The 17,404-nt window shown below is 66.3% G+C and carries 14 protein-coding genes and 1 pseudogene; 14 read left to right on the forward strand and 1 reads right to left on the reverse strand.

Features of this window, described 5'->3' with window-relative positions:
- Window positions 1-115 precede the first annotated feature (115 nt).
- The 6 genes and pseudogenes from EYW47_RS02935 to EYW47_RS41630 form a co-directional block, all read left to right on the forward strand.
- Window positions 116-2,917 carry a monovalent cation/H+ antiporter subunit A gene (locus EYW47_RS02935; RefSeq protein WP_133193367.1) on the forward strand — a complete coding sequence of 934 codons (2,802 nt, stop codon included), beginning with the start codon at window positions 116-118 and terminating at the stop codon, window positions 2,915-2,917.
- A complete protein-coding gene (locus EYW47_RS02940) occupies window positions 2,917-3,273 on the forward strand; it encodes a Na+/H+ antiporter subunit C (protein ID WP_133193368.1) in 357 nt (118 codons plus the stop codon). The genes EYW47_RS02935 and EYW47_RS02940 overlap by 1 nt, the downstream gene beginning before the upstream one ends.
- The gene (locus EYW47_RS02945; protein ID WP_133193369.1) at window positions 3,270-5,066 is read left to right on the forward strand and encodes a monovalent cation/H+ antiporter subunit D; all 1,797 of its coding nucleotides are present in this window, start codon (window positions 3,270-3,272) and stop codon (window positions 5,064-5,066) included. Before EYW47_RS02940 ends, EYW47_RS02945 begins: the two co-directional genes overlap by 4 nt.
- Before the next feature lie 2 nt (window positions 5,067-5,068).
- On the forward strand, window positions 5,069-5,563 hold the full coding sequence (locus EYW47_RS02950) for a Na+/H+ antiporter subunit E (RefSeq protein ID WP_133193370.1): 495 nt from the start codon (window positions 5,069-5,071) through the stop codon (window positions 5,561-5,563).
- On the forward strand, window positions 5,557-5,832 hold the full coding sequence (locus EYW47_RS02955) for a K+/H+ antiporter subunit F (RefSeq protein WP_133193371.1): 276 nt from the start codon (window positions 5,557-5,559) through the stop codon (window positions 5,830-5,832). The genes EYW47_RS02950 and EYW47_RS02955 overlap by 7 nt, the downstream gene beginning before the upstream one ends.
- Before the next feature lie 13 nt (window positions 5,833-5,845).
- Window positions 5,846-6,166: pseudogene (locus EYW47_RS41630) on the forward strand (Na+/H+ antiporter subunit G); the annotation flags it as partial.
- A 152-nt stretch (window positions 6,167-6,318) separates the two neighbouring features.
- Here EYW47_RS41630 and EYW47_RS02965 read toward each other — a convergent pair.
- Window positions 6,319-7,266 (reverse strand): LysR family transcriptional regulator, encoded by a 948-nt coding sequence (locus tag EYW47_RS02965; RefSeq protein WP_133193373.1) that lies wholly within the window; start codon window positions 7,264-7,266, stop codon window positions 6,319-6,321.
- A gap of 187 nt (window positions 7,267-7,453) precedes the next feature.
- On the opposite strand from EYW47_RS02965, the gene EYW47_RS02970 reads away from it, so the two are divergent.
- The 8 genes from EYW47_RS02970 to EYW47_RS03005 all read left to right on the forward strand — a co-directional run bounded on the left by EYW47_RS02970 (window position 7,454) and on the right by EYW47_RS03005 (window position 17,278).
- Window positions 7,454-9,586: an FAD-dependent oxidoreductase gene (locus tag EYW47_RS02970; protein WP_133193374.1), complete on the forward strand. Its 2,133-nt coding sequence runs from the start codon at window positions 7,454-7,456 to the stop codon at window positions 9,584-9,586.
- Window positions 9,587-9,635: 49 nt separating this feature from the next.
- A complete protein-coding gene (locus EYW47_RS02975) occupies window positions 9,636-10,832 on the forward strand; it encodes an acyl-CoA dehydrogenase family protein (RefSeq protein ID WP_133193375.1) in 1,197 nt (398 codons plus the stop codon).
- An 11-nt stretch (window positions 10,833-10,843) separates the two neighbouring features.
- On the forward strand, window positions 10,844-11,980 hold the full coding sequence (locus tag EYW47_RS02980; protein ID WP_133193376.1) for an acyl-CoA dehydrogenase family protein: 1,137 nt from the start codon (window positions 10,844-10,846) through the stop codon (window positions 11,978-11,980).
- A 77-nt stretch (window positions 11,981-12,057) separates the two neighbouring features.
- Entirely contained in the window at window positions 12,058-13,272 is a 1,215-nt protein-coding gene (locus EYW47_RS02985) for a CaiB/BaiF CoA transferase family protein (protein WP_133193377.1), read from the forward strand.
- A gap of 34 nt (window positions 13,273-13,306) precedes the next feature.
- Window positions 13,307-14,056 (forward strand): electron transfer flavoprotein subunit beta/FixA family protein, encoded by a 750-nt coding sequence (locus EYW47_RS02990; RefSeq protein ID WP_133193378.1) that lies wholly within the window; start codon window positions 13,307-13,309, stop codon window positions 14,054-14,056.
- A 24-nt stretch (window positions 14,057-14,080) separates the two neighbouring features.
- Window positions 14,081-15,016, forward strand: coding sequence for an electron transfer flavoprotein subunit alpha/FixB family protein (locus EYW47_RS02995; RefSeq protein ID WP_133193611.1), 936 nt, complete (start codon window positions 14,081-14,083; stop codon window positions 15,014-15,016).
- A gap of 250 nt (window positions 15,017-15,266) precedes the next feature.
- On the forward strand, window positions 15,267-15,590 hold the full coding sequence (locus EYW47_RS03000; RefSeq protein WP_133193379.1) for a DUF485 domain-containing protein: 324 nt from the start codon (window positions 15,267-15,269) through the stop codon (window positions 15,588-15,590).
- Window positions 15,587-17,278, forward strand: coding sequence for a cation acetate symporter (locus tag EYW47_RS03005; RefSeq protein ID WP_133193380.1), 1,692 nt, complete (start codon window positions 15,587-15,589; stop codon window positions 17,276-17,278). The genes EYW47_RS03000 and EYW47_RS03005 overlap by 4 nt, the downstream gene beginning before the upstream one ends.
- The last annotated feature ends 126 nt before the right edge of the window (window positions 17,279-17,404 follow it).

Consider the following 17,404-nt stretch of genomic DNA (forward strand, 5'->3'; position numbering starts at 1 on the left):
CTATGATCGTGGTCTGCGGCCCGCAGGCGCGCCTGCGGGCACTCCTGCCCTGGCGCGCCCCGCGCACGGCCCACGTCTTCAACCCACACGCAGCGGTTTTCCCGGAGGAAGTCGAATGGCATTGGGGTGGCTCGTCGTACTTCCGTTCGTGGCCGCGGCGCTCGTTGCGCTCGCGGCCCGGCACGCCCGCGCGTTCTCAACATGGATCGCGTTCGCTGCGGCGCTGTTCGGCCTCGGGCTCCTGCTGAGCGAACGCGTAGGCATGCCCACGTACGGCGTCATGCAGTGGCGCCGCGAGTGGGTGCCCGAGATCGGCCTCGTGCTCTCGCTGCGCCTAGACGGTCTCTCGTTCATGTTCGCGCTGCTCGTGCTCGCGATCGGCCTGCTCGTCTTCATCTACGCGCGCTATTACCTGGCCGGCAGCGACACACTCCCGCGCCTCTATCTGCTGCTCCTGCTCTTCATGGGCGCGATGCTCGGCGTCGTGCTCTCGAACAACCTGCTGCTGCTCGTGATCTTCTGGGAGCTCACGAGCCTTGTCTCGTTCCTGCTGATCGGCTTCTGGCCTTCGCGGCCCGATGCGCGGCGCGGCGCGCGCATGGCGCTGACCATCACAGGCGCGGGCGGGCTCGCCCTGCTTGCGGCGGTGCTCCTGCTCGGCCACGTGTGCGGCAGCTTCGAGCTCAACGACGTGCTCGCGCAAACCAGCAAGATCCAGCACGACCCGCTCTTTCCCGCCATTTTGCTGCTGACGCTGTTCGCGGCGTTCACCAAGTCGGCGCAGTTCCCGTTCCAGTTCTGGCTGCCGCACGCCATGTCGGCGCCCACGCCGGTCTCCGCGTATCTGCATTCGGCGACGATGGTGAAGGCCGGCATCTTCCTGCTCGCCCGCCTCTACCCGGTCTTCGAGGGCACCGACTGGTGGGCCTATTCGGCCACGCTTGCCGGCCTCGTCACGCTCGTGGGCGGCGCCGCGATGGCGTTGTTCCAGCGCGATATCAAGGGCCTGCTCGCGTATTCGACCATCAGCCACCTCGGCCTCATCGTGCTGCTGTTCGGCCTCGACACGCAGCTCTCCACCGTGGCCGCGCTCTTTCACACGGTGAACCACGCGGTGTTCAAGGCCTCGCTCTTCATGGCCGCGGGCATCATCGACCATGAGACCGGCACGCGCGATCTGGGCCGCTTGCGCGGGCTCGGGAAATACATGCCGCACACGGCCGTGCTCGCGGGCGTGGCCTCGCTCGCGATGGCGGGCGTGCCGCTCCTGAACGGTTTTCTCTCGAAGGAAATGTTCTTCGGCGAGACGCTCGCACAGGGCATGTTCGGACCGCTGAACTGGGCCGTGCCGGTGATCGCGATCGTGGCCGCCGCGCTCTCCGTGGCTTACTCGCTGCGCTTCGTCTGGGGCGTGTTCTTCGACGGCCCCGCGCCGCGCGACCTCCCGCACTATCCGCCGCACGAGCCGCCGCGCTTCATGAAGCTGCCGGTCGAGATCCTCGTGGTGCTTTGTCTGCTGATCGGCCTCTTTCCGCAGTACACCATTGGCAGGCTGCTCGAATCGGCGGCATGGTTCACGCTCGGCGGCAAGGTGCCCGAGTACAGCCTGAGCCTGTGGCATGGCATCAACACGCCGCTCATCATGAGCGTGGTGTCGTTCGCGGCGGGCGCGCTCTTGTTCTTTCTGCGCCGCGACGCCTTCCGCCATCACCGCTCGATGCTCTCGGACATGAACGCGAGCGAAGGCTTCGACCGTCTCGTGCAGCGGCTCGAGAAAGGCGCGGCCGTGGTGGTGCGTGTGTTCGAGACGCGCTCGCTGCCCGACTATCTCGCGTGGATGATCGCCGCGATGATCGTCGTGCCGGGCACCGCGTTCGTCGTGCTCGGCGCATGGGGTGGCGACTTCGTGCGCCTGCCCATCGATCCAATCACGCTGTGCGGTCTCGTGCTGATGGCGCTGCTCGCCGTGGGCGTCGTGCTGGTGCGTGCGCACACGCTCTACGCGCTCGTGATGCTGAGCACCTGCGGCCTGCTGGTGACGCTAGCCTTCGCGCGCTTTTCCGCGCCCGATCTCGCGCTCACGCAGGTGTCCGTGGAAGTGGTGACGGTGCTCCTGCTCGTGCTGGCCATCTACTTCCTGCCCACCCTGCAGCCCGACATCGAGCCGATCCCCACGCGCGTGCGCAACGGCGCCCTCGCGCTCGCGGGCGGCGCGCTGATCGGCAGCGTGGCATACCAGGTCATGACGCGCCCGCCCGCCGAAGGCATCGCGCCGTACTTCCTCGCCAACGCCCTGCCCGGCAGCGGCGGCCACAACGTCGTGAACGTGATTCTCGTGGACTTCCGCGGCTTCGACACCATGGTCGAGGTCAGCGTGCTCGTGGTCGCCGGCCTCGCCGTGAAGGCGCTCTTGCGCGGCCTGCGCCTGAAGGCGCCCGACACCGGGCCGGGCGGCCTGCCGTGGTCGTCGCAATCGCACCCGCTGCTGCTCGCGATCCTCGCGCGCCTCATGCTGCCGCTCACCGCGCTCGTGGCCGTGTTCGTGTTCCTGCGCGGCCACAATCTGCCCGGCGGCGGCTTCATCGCCTCGCTCATCCTCTCGATCGCGCTGTTGCTCCAATACGTGGCGAGCGGCGTGCTGTGGGCCGAATCGCGCATGCGCATCAACTACCGCGCGCTCGCTGGGCTCGGCATTCTGGTTGCGGCCGCAACGGGTCTGGGCAGCCTCGCCTTCGGCCACGCGTTCCTCACGAGCGCGTTCGGACACCTGCATCTGCCGCTGATCGGCGAAATCGAGCTGAGCACGGCCATGCTGTTCGATCTCGGCGTGCTGGGCGCCGTGGTGGGCACGACGCTCACGATCGTTTCGCACCTGGGCGTGCGCGACAAGGACATGCAATCCGTGGAGAAGAGCTGATGGAAGCCGCCTTCGCCGCCGCAATCGGCGTGCTCTGCGCGTGCGGCATCTACCTGTTGCTGTGCGCGCGCGTGCTGCCCGTGATCCTCGGCATCACCCTGTTCTCGTATGCGATCAACCTGTTCCTGCTCGGCATGGGGCGGCTCGCCACCGGCAAGCCGCCCGTGATCGCGGGCGGCGCTCAATATGCCGATCCGGTGCCGCAGGCGCTCGTGCTCACGGCCATCGTGATCGGCTTTGCGATGACGGCCTTTACCGTGGTGCTCGCGCTGCGCTCGCTCGCGCTCACCGGCACCGATCACGTGGACGATCAGGTCGACGGGCAACCCAACGGCGGGGAGACGCGCGGCGCATGAATCACGCCCTTCTGCTCCCCATCCTGATCCCGCTCTTCGCGGCGGGCGCCATCGTCGCGCTGCCGTTGCGCGCCAAGCGCGTGCAGCGCGCGCTCAATGCGCTCGCGACGCTCGCGCTGCTGCCCGTCGCGTGCGTGCTGGCCGCGCGCGCGGCACAAGGCGGCATCGCGAGCTATGCGCTCGGCTCCTGGCCCGCGCCGTTCGGCATCGTGCTGCAGCTCGACCGGCTCTCCGCGCTCATGCTGCTCCTGACCGCCGTGCTCGCGTGCTGCTGCCTGCTGGGCACGTCGAGCGCCGATGCGCGGCGCGGACGCTACTTCCGCGCGCTGGTCCAGTTCGAGCTGATGGGCCTGAACGGCGCCTTCCTCGCGGGCGACATGTTCAACCTGTTCGTGTTCTTCGAGCTGCTGCTGATCGCCTCTTATGCGCTGCTGCTGCACGGCGGCGGCGCGCGGCGCGTGCGCAACGGGCTGCACTACCTGATCATGAATCTGGTGGGCTCGTCGTTCTTCCTGATCGCGCTGGGCGTGCTGTACGGCATTACCGGCACGCTGAACATGGCCGACATGGGCGAGCGCCTCGCGCATCTGAACGCCGGCTCGCTGCCGCTCGCGCAGTTCGCGGGCGCGACGCTCATGCTCGTGTTCGGCCTGAAGGCCGCCGTGTTTCCGATGTCGTTCTGGCTGCCCCAGGCGTACCGCAGCGCTATCGGCCCGGTGGCGGCGCTCTTCGCGATCATGACCAAGGTGGGCATCTACGCGATGCTGCGCTGCGACGCGCTGGTGTTCGGCGGCGGCAGCCCTGGCGGTGTGCTCGACACCTTCATGCACGACTGGGCATGGTGGCTCGCCATCGCGACCATCGCCTTCGGCGCGCTGGGCGCGCTCGCCGTGTCGAGCCTGAAGACCACCACGGGCTATCTCGTGCTCGTTTCGGTCGGACTCCTGATCGCGGCCGTCACGCAGCAGACGCCGCTCGCGTGGAGCGCGCTGCTCTACTACCTCATCAGCACGACGCTGTGCACGGGCGCGCTGTTCCTGCTCGCCGATACGCTGGAGCCCGAGCCCGCCGCCGCGCCGCATGCCGCGAACCCGGCCAGTGGCACCGAGCCCGCCTCGCTCGAAGCGCTCGACGACGCGGCGGCCGCGGCGATCGCGCCCGTACCGGACGGCGAAGCGGTCGCGCCTCTTGCCGTGGCGATGGCGATGGCGACAGCGGCGCCGGTCACGCGCGCGCTCGCGCTGGCGCTGGCGCCCGTGACCGCTGCAACCGCTGCCACGGCTGATGACGACCCCGCGCCGCAATTGGCGCGCAAGGAACACGCCCCCTGGCCTTCGAACACGGCCGCACTGCTCTATCTCGCCGCGGCAGTGGGCGCGGCGGGCCTGCCGCCGCTCTCCGGCTTTCTCGGCAAGGCCATGGTGCTCGCGGCCACGCCCACGCACGAGGCGGCCGTCCTGTGGCCTGCCGTGCTGATCTCGAGCCTGCTGTTGATCGTCGCGCTGAGCCGCACCGGCACGCGCCTCCTGTGGGCGGAGCCCGCCGCGCGCGCCGCCGCCTTCGCTCCCGCGCGCGCGCCCAAAGGCAGCGCGGCCAAGCTCGCGGCCTGCGCGCTGCTGCTCGGCTGCGTGGCGGCCGCCACGCTCGGCGCGGGGCCGCTGCGGCAGTATCTCGACGCCACCGCCGCGCAGCTCGTCGACCGCGCCGCCTATGTGCACGCGATCCTGCCCGCGCAAGACGCAGCGCCGGCAGCGGCGCCGGCCACGCCACCTACGCAGACGAACGGGAGCTGACGATGTTCAAAAGGCTCTTTCCGAACCCGTGGCTCACCGTCGTGCTGCTCGTCTGCTGGGTGCTGCTCATGAACGACGTTTCGCCCGGCAACCTGCTGCTGGGCGCCGTGCTCGGCACCGCGATCTCGTTCTGCGTGGGCAAAGGCTTGTGGCTCCAGCCGGTGCGCTTCGGCCGGCCGTGGCTGCTCGTGCGCCTGTTCGCGCACGTGCTGATCGACATCGTCGTGGCCAACGTGGAGGTCGCGCTGCTGGTGCTCGGCCCCACCAAGCGCCTGCGGCCCGCGTTTATCGAAGTCCCGCTCGACAGCACGCACGAAATCGCGCTCGCCGCGCTCATCAGCATCGTGTCGCTGAGCCCGGGCACGCTATGCGCCGAGCTCAGCGACGACCGCACGCGCCTCATCGTCCACGTGCTCGACCTCGGCGATGAAGCGGCGCTCGTCGCGCTCATCAAGTCCCGTTATGAAGCCCCGTTGATGGAGATCTTCGCATGCTAGCCATCGTGATCCCGGTCTCGTTCGTGATCCTCGGCATCGCGTTCCTGCTCACGCTCGTGCGCCTCGTGCGCGGCCCCTCGCTGCCCGACCGCATCGTCGCGCTCGACACGCTCAATGTGAACGCGATCGCGCTGATCGTCGTGTACGGCATCAGCCTGCGCTCGACCGTCTTCTTCGAGACCGCGCTGCTCATCGCGCTGATGGGGTTCGTTGGCACCGTTGCGCTCACGAAGTATCTGCAGCGCGGTGACATCATCGAACTCAATTGAAGGAGGCCAGCCGATGCAAACCGTCGTCGAAGCGATCGTGAGCGCCCTGCTGCTGATCGGCAGCCTGTTCACGCTGATCGGCGCGATCGGGCTCGTGCGCCTGCCCGACTTCTTCATGCGCCTGCACGGCCCCACCAAGTCGACGACGCTCGGCGTGGGCGGGATCGTGCTCGCTTCCGTGATCTACTTCAGCGCGCACAACAACTTCGCGAGCCTGCACGAGCTGCTGATACCCGCGTTCCTCTTTCTCACCGCGCCCATCAGCGCGCACATGCTCGCTAAGGCCGGCATCCAGCAGCGCGTGCCGCTCTCGGCAGGCACGCGCGGGCGCCCGCCCGCGACGGGTGCGTGCGCGGAGCATGGGGATACGCGCGAGATGAGCAATGCCGATGAGGGCGCGAACGACGGCGCGGCACTGAATCGGCACAAGCCGCAGCAAGGCGGTGCACCAGGCGCACAAGCCGCGCGTGCGGACGGCAAGCCCGCTCAGGATTCCTGATCAGACACCTGAACCGCTGCCTGATCGGGCGCGGCAGCCCCGCGCCCGCTCTTGTGCGCTTCGGCCAATACGTAGTCGATGAAGGTCGAAGCCGCACGCGTATGGTGGCGATTGGGCATGTACAGCATGTACATATGCGTGCCAAAGATGCTCAGGCGCCACGTATCGAGCGAAGTGACGACCTGGCCGTTGCGAATGTCGTCGTGCACCACGTAGTCGGGCACGATGCCCACACCGAGCCCCTCCAGTATCGATTGGCGCAGAAAAAGAAAGTTCTCTGAAATAATTGACGGCTCGAGCAGCACCTCGTGCCGATCCTCGCCCAGATACCCCGCAAGACGCAGTTGCCGCCCCACCACCGTCGCGGTAATGACGGGCGCGCGCGCGAGGTCCTCCAGCGTTTCGGGCATGCCGTGCTCCGCGGCCCATTGCGCCGATGCGCACGCGATATAGCGCACCCGCCCCATGTCGCGCGCCACGAGATTCTGCGGCGGCTCGTGCATCACGCGCACGGCGATGTCCACTTCGTCGCGCAGCAGATCTTCCACACGGTTCTCGAACATCACGTCGAGCACGATGCCCGGATACAGGCGCTTGAAGCGGATCAGCCATTCCGACATCACGAGCTGCCCATAGCCACTGGGCACCGAAAGGCGCACGCGCCCCAGCAGGCTTTGCCCGAGCGTGGAGACGGACTCGCGCGCCGCGAGCAGCGCGTTCTGGATCGCGCGCCCATGCTCGTAGAGCTTCAGGCCGATCTCGGTCGGCTCCACCCGTCGCGTGGTGCGCCGCACGAGTTGCAGCCCGATCGATTTTTCGAGGTGGTTGAGGTGGTAGCTCACGTTCGCGCGGCTCATCTTGAGGCGCCGCGCGGCCTCGCTCAGATTGCCCGCGTCGAGGATCTCCACCAGTAGGGTCAGCGCATTGACGTCCATGACCGGGCTCACTGTCAAATAATCTTTGACAGCATGTCAATGAACCATGGGATTGTCAATTAACGTTGGCATCCACACAATGAAACCCACATTGGAGAACCGCCATCCGGCCCGCCGCCTGCCGCGCCCATCGGGCATCGGCGCAACGGCAAGCGCTGATCGGCCCCCCTAAACAGGAGACACCCCCATGGCAATCGAAACGGCCGCTCCCGCCGCTTTTTCCCCCGTTACCCACGAACTGCGCGGCAAGGTGCTGCTCGTCACCGTCGACAATCCGCCCGTGAATGCCTTGGGCGTGGACGTGCGGCGCGGTCTCGCCGCCGCCATCGAGCATGCCGAAGCGGACGCGGCCGTGCAGGCCGTGCTGATCGTCGGCGCTGGGCGCAACTTCATCGCCGGCGCGGACATCCGCGAGTTCGGCAAGCCGCCGCAGCCGCCCGCGCTGCCCGACGTGCTCCACCGCATCGAGGCCTGCCACAAGCCCGTGATCGCGGCGATTCACGGCGCGGCGCTCGGCGGCGGCCTCGAAGTCGCGCTCGCCGCGCATTACCGGCTCGCGGTGGCCGGCGCGAAGCTCGGCCTGCCCGAAGTCCAGCTGGGCCTCTTGCCCGGCGCCGGCGGCACACAGCGCGCGCCGCGCCTGATCGGTGCTGGGGCTGCTCTCTCGCTGATGCTGAGCGGCCGCCACGTGGGCGCGCAGGAAGCGCTGAAGCTCGGTCTCGTCGACCGCGTGGGCGCCAGCGACGACATCCTCGCCGAAGGCCTCGCTTACGCACAGGAGTTGCTCGCCACGCACGCCCACGTGCGCCGCACGCGCGACGCGCAAGGGCTGGCCGACCGCGCGGCCGCGCAAGCCGCCATCGACGCCGCACGTACCGACACCGCGAAGAAGTCGCGCGGCCTGTTCTCGCCGTTGAAGATCGTCGATTGCGTGCAGGCCGCGCTCGACGAACCGTTCGAAGAAGGCCTGCGTTTCGAGCGCAAGCAGTTCCTCGCCTGCCTCGAAAGCCCGCAGCGCGCAGGCCTCGTGCACGCATTCTTCGCCGAGCGCGAAGTGCAGAAGGCCCCTGAAACGAAGAACGCCACGCCGCGCGCGATCGAAACCGTTGGTGTGATCGGCGGCGGCACGATGGGCGCGGGCATTGCCGTGGCCGTGCTCGACGCGGGCCTGTCCGTGACGATGATCGAGCGCGACGACGCCGCGCTCGCGCGCGGCCGTGCGCACGTGGAAAAAGTCTACGACGGCCTGATCGCCAAGGGCCGCATGAAGCCCGAAGCGAAGGCGCAGATCCTCGCGCGCTTGAACGGCAGCACCTCGTACGACGCGCTCGCGAACGTCGACCTCGTGATCGAGGCCGTATTCGAAGACATGGCCGTGAAGCAGGCCGTTTTCGCCGAGCTCGACCGCGTCTGCAAGCCGGGTGCGGTGCTCGCGACCAACACCTCGTATCTCGACATCGACGCCATCGCGGCCAGCATCGAGCGCCCGCAAGATGTGGTGGGCCTGCACTTCTTCTCGCCCGCGAACATCATGAAGCTGCTCGAAGTCGTGGTGCCGAAGGCGGTGAGCGCAGACGTGGTGGCCACCGCGTTCGAGCTGGCGAAGAAGCTGCGCAAGGTCGCCGTGCGCGCGGGCGTGTGCGACGGCTTCATCGGCAACCGCGTCCTCGCCGTGTACCGCACGGCCGCCGATCATCTGATGGAAGACGGCGCCTCGCCGTACCAGATCGACAAAGCCGTGCGCGAGTTCGGCTTCCCGATGGGCCCGTACCAGGTGGTCGATCTCGCGGGCGGCGACATCGGCTGGGCCACCCGCAAGCGCCGCGCGCCCACGCGCGACCCGAAGGCGCGTTACGTGCAAATTGCCGACCGCCTCTGCGAGCGCGGCTGGTTCGGCCAGAAGACGGGCCGTGGCTTCTATCTCTACCCCGAGGGCGTGCGCACCGGCACGCCCGATCCGGAAGTGGAAGCGATCATCGCCGCCGAGCGCGAGCGCGCCGGCATCACGCCGCGCACGTTCACCGACGAAGAGATCATCCGCCGCTACATGGCCGCGATGATCAACGAAGGCGCGAACGTGGTGCACGAGAAGATCGCGCTGCGTCCGCTCGACGTGGACATGACGTTCATCTATGGCTACGGCTTCCCGCGTTATCGCGGCGGCCCGATGAAGTACGCCGATACCGTTGGCCTCGCGAACGTGCTCGCCGACATCCGCGAATTTGCGAAGGAAGACCCGCAGTTCTGGCGCCCTTCGCCGCTGCTCGTCGAGCTGGTCGAGCGCGGCGCCGATTTCGCCAGCCTGAATCAAACCGCCTGAATATGGGCCTGAGCCCGCGCTCACGCCGGGGCAGCAAGGAGCAAGACACATGGATCTGAAATTCACCGCCGAAGAAGAAGCCTTCCGCAGCGAAGTGCTCGACTTCCTGCGCGAGCGCCTGCCGCAACACATGGCCGAAAAAGTGCGCAGCGGCAAGCACCTCACACGCGAGGACATGGCCGCATGGCACGCCATTCTCAACGAGAAGGGCTGGCTCGCGAATCACTGGCCGAAGGAATGCGGCGGCCCGGGCTGGAGCGCCGTGCAGAAGTTCATCTTCGAGAACGAATGCGCGATTGCGGGCGCGCCGCGCATCGTGCCGTTCGGCGTGAACATGCTCGGACCCGTGCTGATCAAGTACGGCAATGAGGCGCAAAAGCGCCACTGGCTGCCGCGCATTCTCGATGGCTCCGACTGGTGGTGTCAGGGCTATTCGGAGCCGGGTGCTGGCTCGGACCTCGCCTCGGTGCGCACGAGCGCCGTGCGCCAGGGCGACCACTATGTCGTGAACGGACAGAAAACGTGGACCACGCTCGGCCACTACGCGAACATGATCTTCTGTCTCGTGCGCACCGCCACCGACGTGCGCAAGCAGGAGGGCATCAGCTTTTTGCTGATCGACATGAACACGCCGGGCATCGAGGTGCGCCCGATCATCACGCTCGACGGCGAACATGAGGTGAACGAAGTGTTTTTCACCGACGTGCGCGTGCCGGTGGAGAACCTCGTCGGCGAGGAAAACAAGGGCTGGACCTACGCGAAATACCTGCTCACCTATGAACGCACCAATATCGCGGGCGTGGGCTTCTCGGTGGCGGCGCTCGCGCGCCTGAAGCGCGCCGCGCAGCATGTCACGCGCAACGGCAAGCCGCTCGCGCAAGACCCGCAGTTCGCGGCGCGCGTCGCCAAGGTCGAGATCGATCTCGAAAACATGAAAACCACGAACCTGCGCGTGATCGCGGCCGTGGCGGGCGGCGGCGTGCCGGGCGCGGAAAGCTCGATGCTCAAGATTCGCGGCACCGAGATCCGCCAGGAAATTTCCTCGCTGCTGCGCCGCGCGATGGGTCCGTATGCTGCGCCCTTCGTCGAGGAGGCGCTGCAAGAGGGCTACGAGGGCGAAGCCATCGGCCCCGATGAAGCCGCCAGCGCCGCCGCGCTCTATTTCAATAACCGCAAGCTGTCGATCTTCGGCGGCTCCAACGAGATCCAGAAGAACATCATCTCCAAGATGATTCTCGGTCTTTAAGAGGTCTTGCCATGAATTTCCAGCACACCGAAGACCGCCGCATGCTCGCGGACACGCTCAATCGCTTCATTGCCGAGCAATATGGTTTCGATGCACGCGATAAAATCGCGCGCTCCAGTGAGGGCTTCAGCGCCGACATGTGGCAGCGCTTCGCCGAGCTTGGCGTGATTGGCGCGCTGTTCGACGAGGCCGATGGCGGCTTCGGCGGCCAGGGCTTCGACGTGGCCGTGGTGTTCGAGTCGCTCGGGCGCGGCCTCGTGGTCGAGCCGTTCCTCGATACGCTGATCGCGGGCCGCGCGCTCGCGCATGCGGGTAGCGAGGCGCAGCGCGCGCGCATTGCGTCGTTCATCGACGGCTCGCAAATCGCCGTGCTTGCGCACGACGAGCCGGGCTCGCATTACGAAGCATCGCGCGTGAGCACACGCGCCGAAAAGAACGGCGACGGCTGGGTGCTGCAAGGCGCGAAAGGCGTCGTGCAGCATGCGGAACATGCCGACGTGCTGCTCGTTTCCGCACGCACCTCCGGTAGTGAATTCGACGAAGCGGGCATTTCGCTCTTCCTCGTGCCGCGCGATGCGAAGGGCGTGAGCGTGCGCGGCTATCGCAAGATCGACGGCGGACGCGCGGCGGAAGTGAAGCTCGACAACGTGACGCTCAGCGCCGACGCGCTTGTGGGCGCTCAAGGCGCGGGCTTCGCGACGCTCGAACATGCACGCGGCTACGGCCTGCTTGCGCTCGCTTCCGAAGCCGTGGGCGCGATGGAAGTCGCGCGTGATCACACGCTCGAATACCTGCGCACGCGCAAGCAGTTCGGCGTGCCCATCGGCAGCTTCCAGGCCCTGCAGCACCGCATGGCCGACGTGCTGCTCGAAATCGAGCAGGCACGCTCGGCGGTGATCAACGCGGCGGCGGCCATCGACGCGCCGCACGTCGCGCGCGAGCGCGCGCTCTCGGCGGCGAAGTACACGATCGGACGCATCGGCGCGCGCGTGGCCGAAGAAGCGATCCAGCTGCACGGCGGCATCGGCATGACCTGGGAGCTCCCGCTCGCGCATTACGCGAAGCGCCTCGTGATGATCGACCATCAGCTTGGCGACGAGGATCACCATCTCGCGCGCTACATCGCACTGGAAAGCGCTGCCGCATGATCGATGCGAAGGCGTGCCGCTGCATGGTTCATGCGGCGGCGCGCCTTCCATTTACAACGAACCAGGAGTGCCTGCTGATGCAGACCGACAACAAGAGCCTGCCGCTGGCGGGCGTACGCGTCCTCGATCTTTCGCGTGTGCTGGCCGGACCGTGGAGCGCGATGGTGCTCGGCGACCTCGGCGCCGAGGTCATCAAGGTCGAGCACCCCGATCGCGGCGACGACACGCGCGACTGGGGCGTGCGTGTCGGCAAGACCGAGACCGCGTACTTCAACAGCGTGAACCGCAACAAGCGCTCGATCACGCTCGATCTCCAGACGCCTGAAGGCCAGCAGATCGCGCGCGAGCTTGCGAAGACCAGCGACATCTTCATCCAGAATTTCAAGTTCGGCGGCGCCGACAAGCTGGGCCTTGGCTACGAAGCGCTGAGCGCGGAGAATCCGCGTCTGATCTATTGCTCGATTACCGGCTACGACCGCACCGGGCCCGAGGCGAAGCGCCCTGGCTACGACCTCGTGGTGCAAGGCGAAACGGGCCTGATGGCGCTGAACGGCGAAGCGGATCAGCCGCCGCTGAAATTCGGCGTGGCCGCCGTCGATCTGTTCACGGGCATGTATTCGGCGCAGGCGATGCTCGCCGCGCTCTACGAGCGCGAGCGCACCGGCCGCGGGCGCCACATCGAAATGGCGCTGTTCGACTGCGGCCTCATGATCACCGCTTACTACGGGCTCGAAGCGCTGCTGTTGGGCGAAGACCCGCCGCGCTACGGCAACGCGCATCCGTCCATCGTGCCTTATGGCGTGTTCGATGCGGCCGACGGCCCGCTCGTCATCACCGTGGGCAACAACGCCCAGTTCGAACGCTTTTGCCGCGAGGTGATCGGTCGCCACGACCTGGCCGACGACGCACGCTACAAGACCAACATCCTGCGCGGGCAGAACCGCGAGACGCTCGTGCCGGAGCTCACGCGCGAGCTGGGCAGCCGCCCCCGCAAGCTGTTGCTCGAACGTCTTGCGCAAGCGGGCATCCCGTGCGGCGAAGTGGCGGGCCTGCGCGAAGCGCTGCTCTCGCCGCGCGCTACGCAAGGTGGACTCGTCACGCAGCAGCCGCATCCAGACACGGAAAGCGGCACGACGCCGGTGCTCGCGCCGCCGTGGCGCTTCGACGGCGAACGCATGCCCGTGCGCCGCGCGCCACCGCAACTGGGTGAAGGCACGCGTGACGTGCTGCAATCGACGCTTGGGCTTTCGGCGGAAAAGCTCGCCGAGCTCAAGAGCAAAGGCGTCATTTGATCGGTTTGAAATCAGGTGGATCAGGAGGAGTGCTATGAAAATTCTCGTGCCCGTCAAGCGCGTGGTCGATTACAACGTCAAGGTTCGCGTGAAGTCCGATGGCACGGGCGTGGATATCGCGAACGTCAAGTTTTCGATGAATCCGTTCGATGAAATCGCTGTTGAGGAAGCGGTGCGATTGAAAGAAGCGGGCGTGGCGACGGAAGTCATCGCCGTGTCTGCCGGTGTCGCGCAGGCGCAGGAAACGCTGCGTACGGCGCTGGCCATTGGCGCGGACCGCGCCGTATTGATCGAATCGAATGAAGACCTGCAGCCGCTCGCCGTGGCGAAGCTTTTGAAAGCCCTTGTCGATAAGGAACAGCCTTCGCTGATCATTCTCGGCAAGCAGGCTATCGACGACGATTCGAACCAGACCGGCCAGATGCTCGCCGCTTTGACTGGTCTGCCCCAGGCAACGTTTGCTTCGAAAATCACCATCGCCGATGGCCGTGCCACGGTTGCGCGTGAAGTCGATGGTGGCGCGGAGACGCTTTCCCTGCAATTGCCCGCCGTGGTGACCACCGACCTTCGTTTGAACGAGCCGCGCTACGTCACGCTACCGAACATCATGAAGGCGAAGAAGAAGCCGCTGGAGACGGTCAAGCCCTCGGATTTGGGTGTTGATGTGACGCCGCGCCTGAAGACCCTGAGGGTTGCCGAGCCGCCCAAGCGCAGCGCGGGCGTGAAGGTCGCCGACGTGAATACGCTGGTCGAGAAGCTGAAGACCGAAGCCAAGGTGCTGTAAGGGGAGCAGAACAAAATGACGAATCTGGTGAATCTGGTTTTGGCCGAACACGACAACGCAACCATCAAGGCTGCGACGCTGAACACCGTGGCTGCCGCGCAGAAGATCGGCGGCGATGTGCACGTGCTGATCGCGGGCCACAACGCCCAGGCGGCCGCCGACGCAGCGGCGAAGATCGCTGGCGTTTCGAAGGTGCTGCTGGCCGATGCACCGCAACTCGAAGCGGGTCTGGCCGAGAATGTCGAAGCGACGGTTCTTGCGATCGCAAAGAACTACACGCACATCCTGGCTCCTGCAACCGCTGCGGGCAAGAACGTCACGCCGCGCATCGCTGCGAAGCTGGACGTGGCCCAGATCAGCGATATCACGGCAGTGGATTCGCCGGACACGTTCGAGCGCCCGATCTACGCGGGCAACGCGATTGCTACGGTTCAATCTCAAGACCCCATCAAGGTCATCACGGTGCGCACGACTGCATTCGATGCCGTCGCAGCCGTTGGCGGCAGCGCAGCGGTGGAGAAGCTCGAAGCGGCAGCGGACAGCGGCCTCACGCAATTCGTTGGCCGCGAAGTCACGAAACTCGACCGTCCGGAACTCACGAGCGCGAAGATCATCGTTTCGGGTGGCCGGGGTTTGGGCAGTGGCGAGAACTACACGAAGGTGCTGGAGCCACTCGCCGACAAGCTCAACGCCGCGCTTGGCGCCTCGCGTGCTGCCGTGGATGCGGGCTATGTGCCCAACGACTACCAGGTTGGCCAGACCGGCAAGATCGTTGCGCCGCAGTTGTATATCGCGGTGGGCATCTCGGGCGCGATCCAGCATCTCGCGGGCATGAAGGACTCGAAGGTGATCGTGGCGATCAACAAGGACGAAGAAGCGCCGATTTTCAGTGTCGCCGACTACGGCCTCGTGGGCGATCTGTTCACCGTCGCACCGGAGTTCACGCACGCACTCGCCTGACGAGGCACTTGCCGCAAGACGCGCATCGAGCATGTGTCCATCACGGGCCAGGCTCGATGCTCGATAAGCTGTAACGACAAGTGGGCCAACACCCACCCACCGCGCCGCCCACGGGCGGCGCGGCCAACTAATACAAATCACAGCAAAGCCAGCCAGTAAACGCATCAGGCACCCCGCGAGGGCGGCCCGGCCGCGCTCGCCCATCGCCTCGAAGGACACTGGCTGCGTTGAATGAGACACCGGAGACACCATGACCCCCCCCTCGATCGACACGATCAAGGCGCACCCCGAATACCGGCGGCTCGTCGCCGTGCGCCGGCGCTTCAGCTTCACGCTGACCGCGCTCATGATCGCCATTTACTATGGCTTCATCCTGATCGTCGCGCTCGCGCCGCATCGGCTCGCGCATCCGCTCTATGCGGGCGCCACCACCAGCGTCGGCATTGTCGTGGGCGTGGGCATCATCGCGGGCGCCATCGCGCTCACCGGTTTCTATGTGCTGCGCGCCAACCGCCGCTTCGATCCGGCCATGCGCACGCTCATTGCAAAGCTCCAGGGCGAGGTGCAGGCATGAAACCGAACCGCCTTCTCAGCGCACTCGCGCTCGCAGCCGCCAGCAGCTTCGCCCATGCCAATGTCGCGGGCGCGGCGGCGGCACCCATGCCCGCGCCGCAGCACAACCCCGTCGCCATCGGCATGTTCCTGCTGTTCGTGCTCGTGACGCTCGGCATCACGCAGTGGGCCGCGCGCCGCACGCGCACCGCGCGCGACTTCTACACGGGCGGCGGCGGCATCACCGGCTTGCAGAACGGGCTCGCGATTGCGGGCGACTACATGTCGGCGGCTTCGTTCCTGGGCCTCTCGGGCATGGTGTTCATCTTCGGATTCGACGGCCTGATCTACTCGATCGGCTTCCTCGTCGGCTGGCCGTTCGTGATGTTCCTGATCGCCGAGCCGCTGCGCAATCTCGGCAAGTTCACGTTCGCCGACGTGATCGCGTACCGCTTCGAGCAAGGCCCGATCCGCCTGATGACCTCGGCCAATTCTCTGATGGTCGTGATCTTTTACCTGGTTGTGCAGATGGTCGGAGCGGGCAAGCTCATCGAGCTGCTGTTCGGCCTGCCCTACTGGATTGCCGAGATCGTCGTGGGCGCGCTCATGGTGATCTACGTGTTCTTTGGCGGCATGAAGGCCACCACGTGGGTTCAGCTCATCAAGGCAGGGCTGCTGCTGTGCGGCGCGACCTTCATGGCCGTGCTCGCGCTCGCGCATTTCGGCTTCAGCCCAAATGAAATGTTCCGCCAGGCCGTCGACGTGCACCCGGGCGCCCTCTCAATCATGGCGCCGGGCAAGCTGATCCGCGATCCGCTGAATGCGCTCTCGCTCGGCATCGCGCTGATGTTCGGCACGGCCGGATTTCCGCACATCCTGATGCGCTTTTTCACGGTGCCCAACGCGAAAGAGGCGCGCAAGTCAGTGTTCTACGCGACAGGTTTTATCGGCTATTTCTATTTGCTCACGTTCGTGATCGGCTTCTCGGCGATCGCGCTGCTCGCACAGCATCCCGAGTTCTTCCGCGTCGACGCCGCGGGTCACTTCAACCTCACGACGGACCTGCTCGGCGGCTCCAACATGGTGGCCGTGAAGCTCGCGCAGGCAGTGGGCGGCAACCTCTTCTACGGCTTCATCGCGGCGGTCACGTTCGCCACGATTCTTGCCGTGGTAGCCGGCCTCACGCTTTCTGGCGCCACCACTGTGTCGCACGATCTCTACGCGAGCTGGCTCGCGCGTGGGCGCAAGAACGAGCAGCGTGAAATGCGTATCTCGCGCGTCGCGACGCTCGTGCTGAGCGCCGTTGCGATCGGGCTTGGCATCCTGTTCGAGCATGCGAACGTGGCGTTTCTTGTGGGGCTCGTGGCTGCGGTGGCGGCGAGCGCCAATTTTCCGGTGCTCGTTATGTCGATTTTTTGGAGTGGCATGACCACGCGTGGTGCGGTGGCGGGTGGCGCGCTCGGGCTCGTTTCTTCTGTACTGCTCACTGTGCTCTCGAAGTCGGTATGGGTTGATGTGCTCCATCGTGCGCACGCGCCCGTGTTTCTCGATAATCCCGCGCTGGTGTCCGTGCCGCTCGCGTTTTTCGGCATCTGGGTGGTGTCGCGTCTCGATACCAGTGCACGCGCACGTAAAGAGCGCGAGGCGTTCGCGGCGCAGGAGTTTTATGGGCAGACCGGGCTCCTGTCGATGGAGGTCGTGGAGCACTGAATGCCTGTGTTGAAATATTGATTGCTGGAGTTTGGTGCGGGTTGTTGGGTGTTGGTTGTTGGATGTTGGGTGTTGGCCTTTCCTTGTTTTCATGTCGGTATATTGGTGTTGCCCCTGTGCGGGGCG

This window comes from Paraburkholderia silviterrae, from assembly GCF_004353915.1.
Taxonomy (GTDB): domain Bacteria; phylum Pseudomonadota; class Gammaproteobacteria; order Burkholderiales; family Burkholderiaceae; genus Paraburkholderia; species Paraburkholderia silviterrae.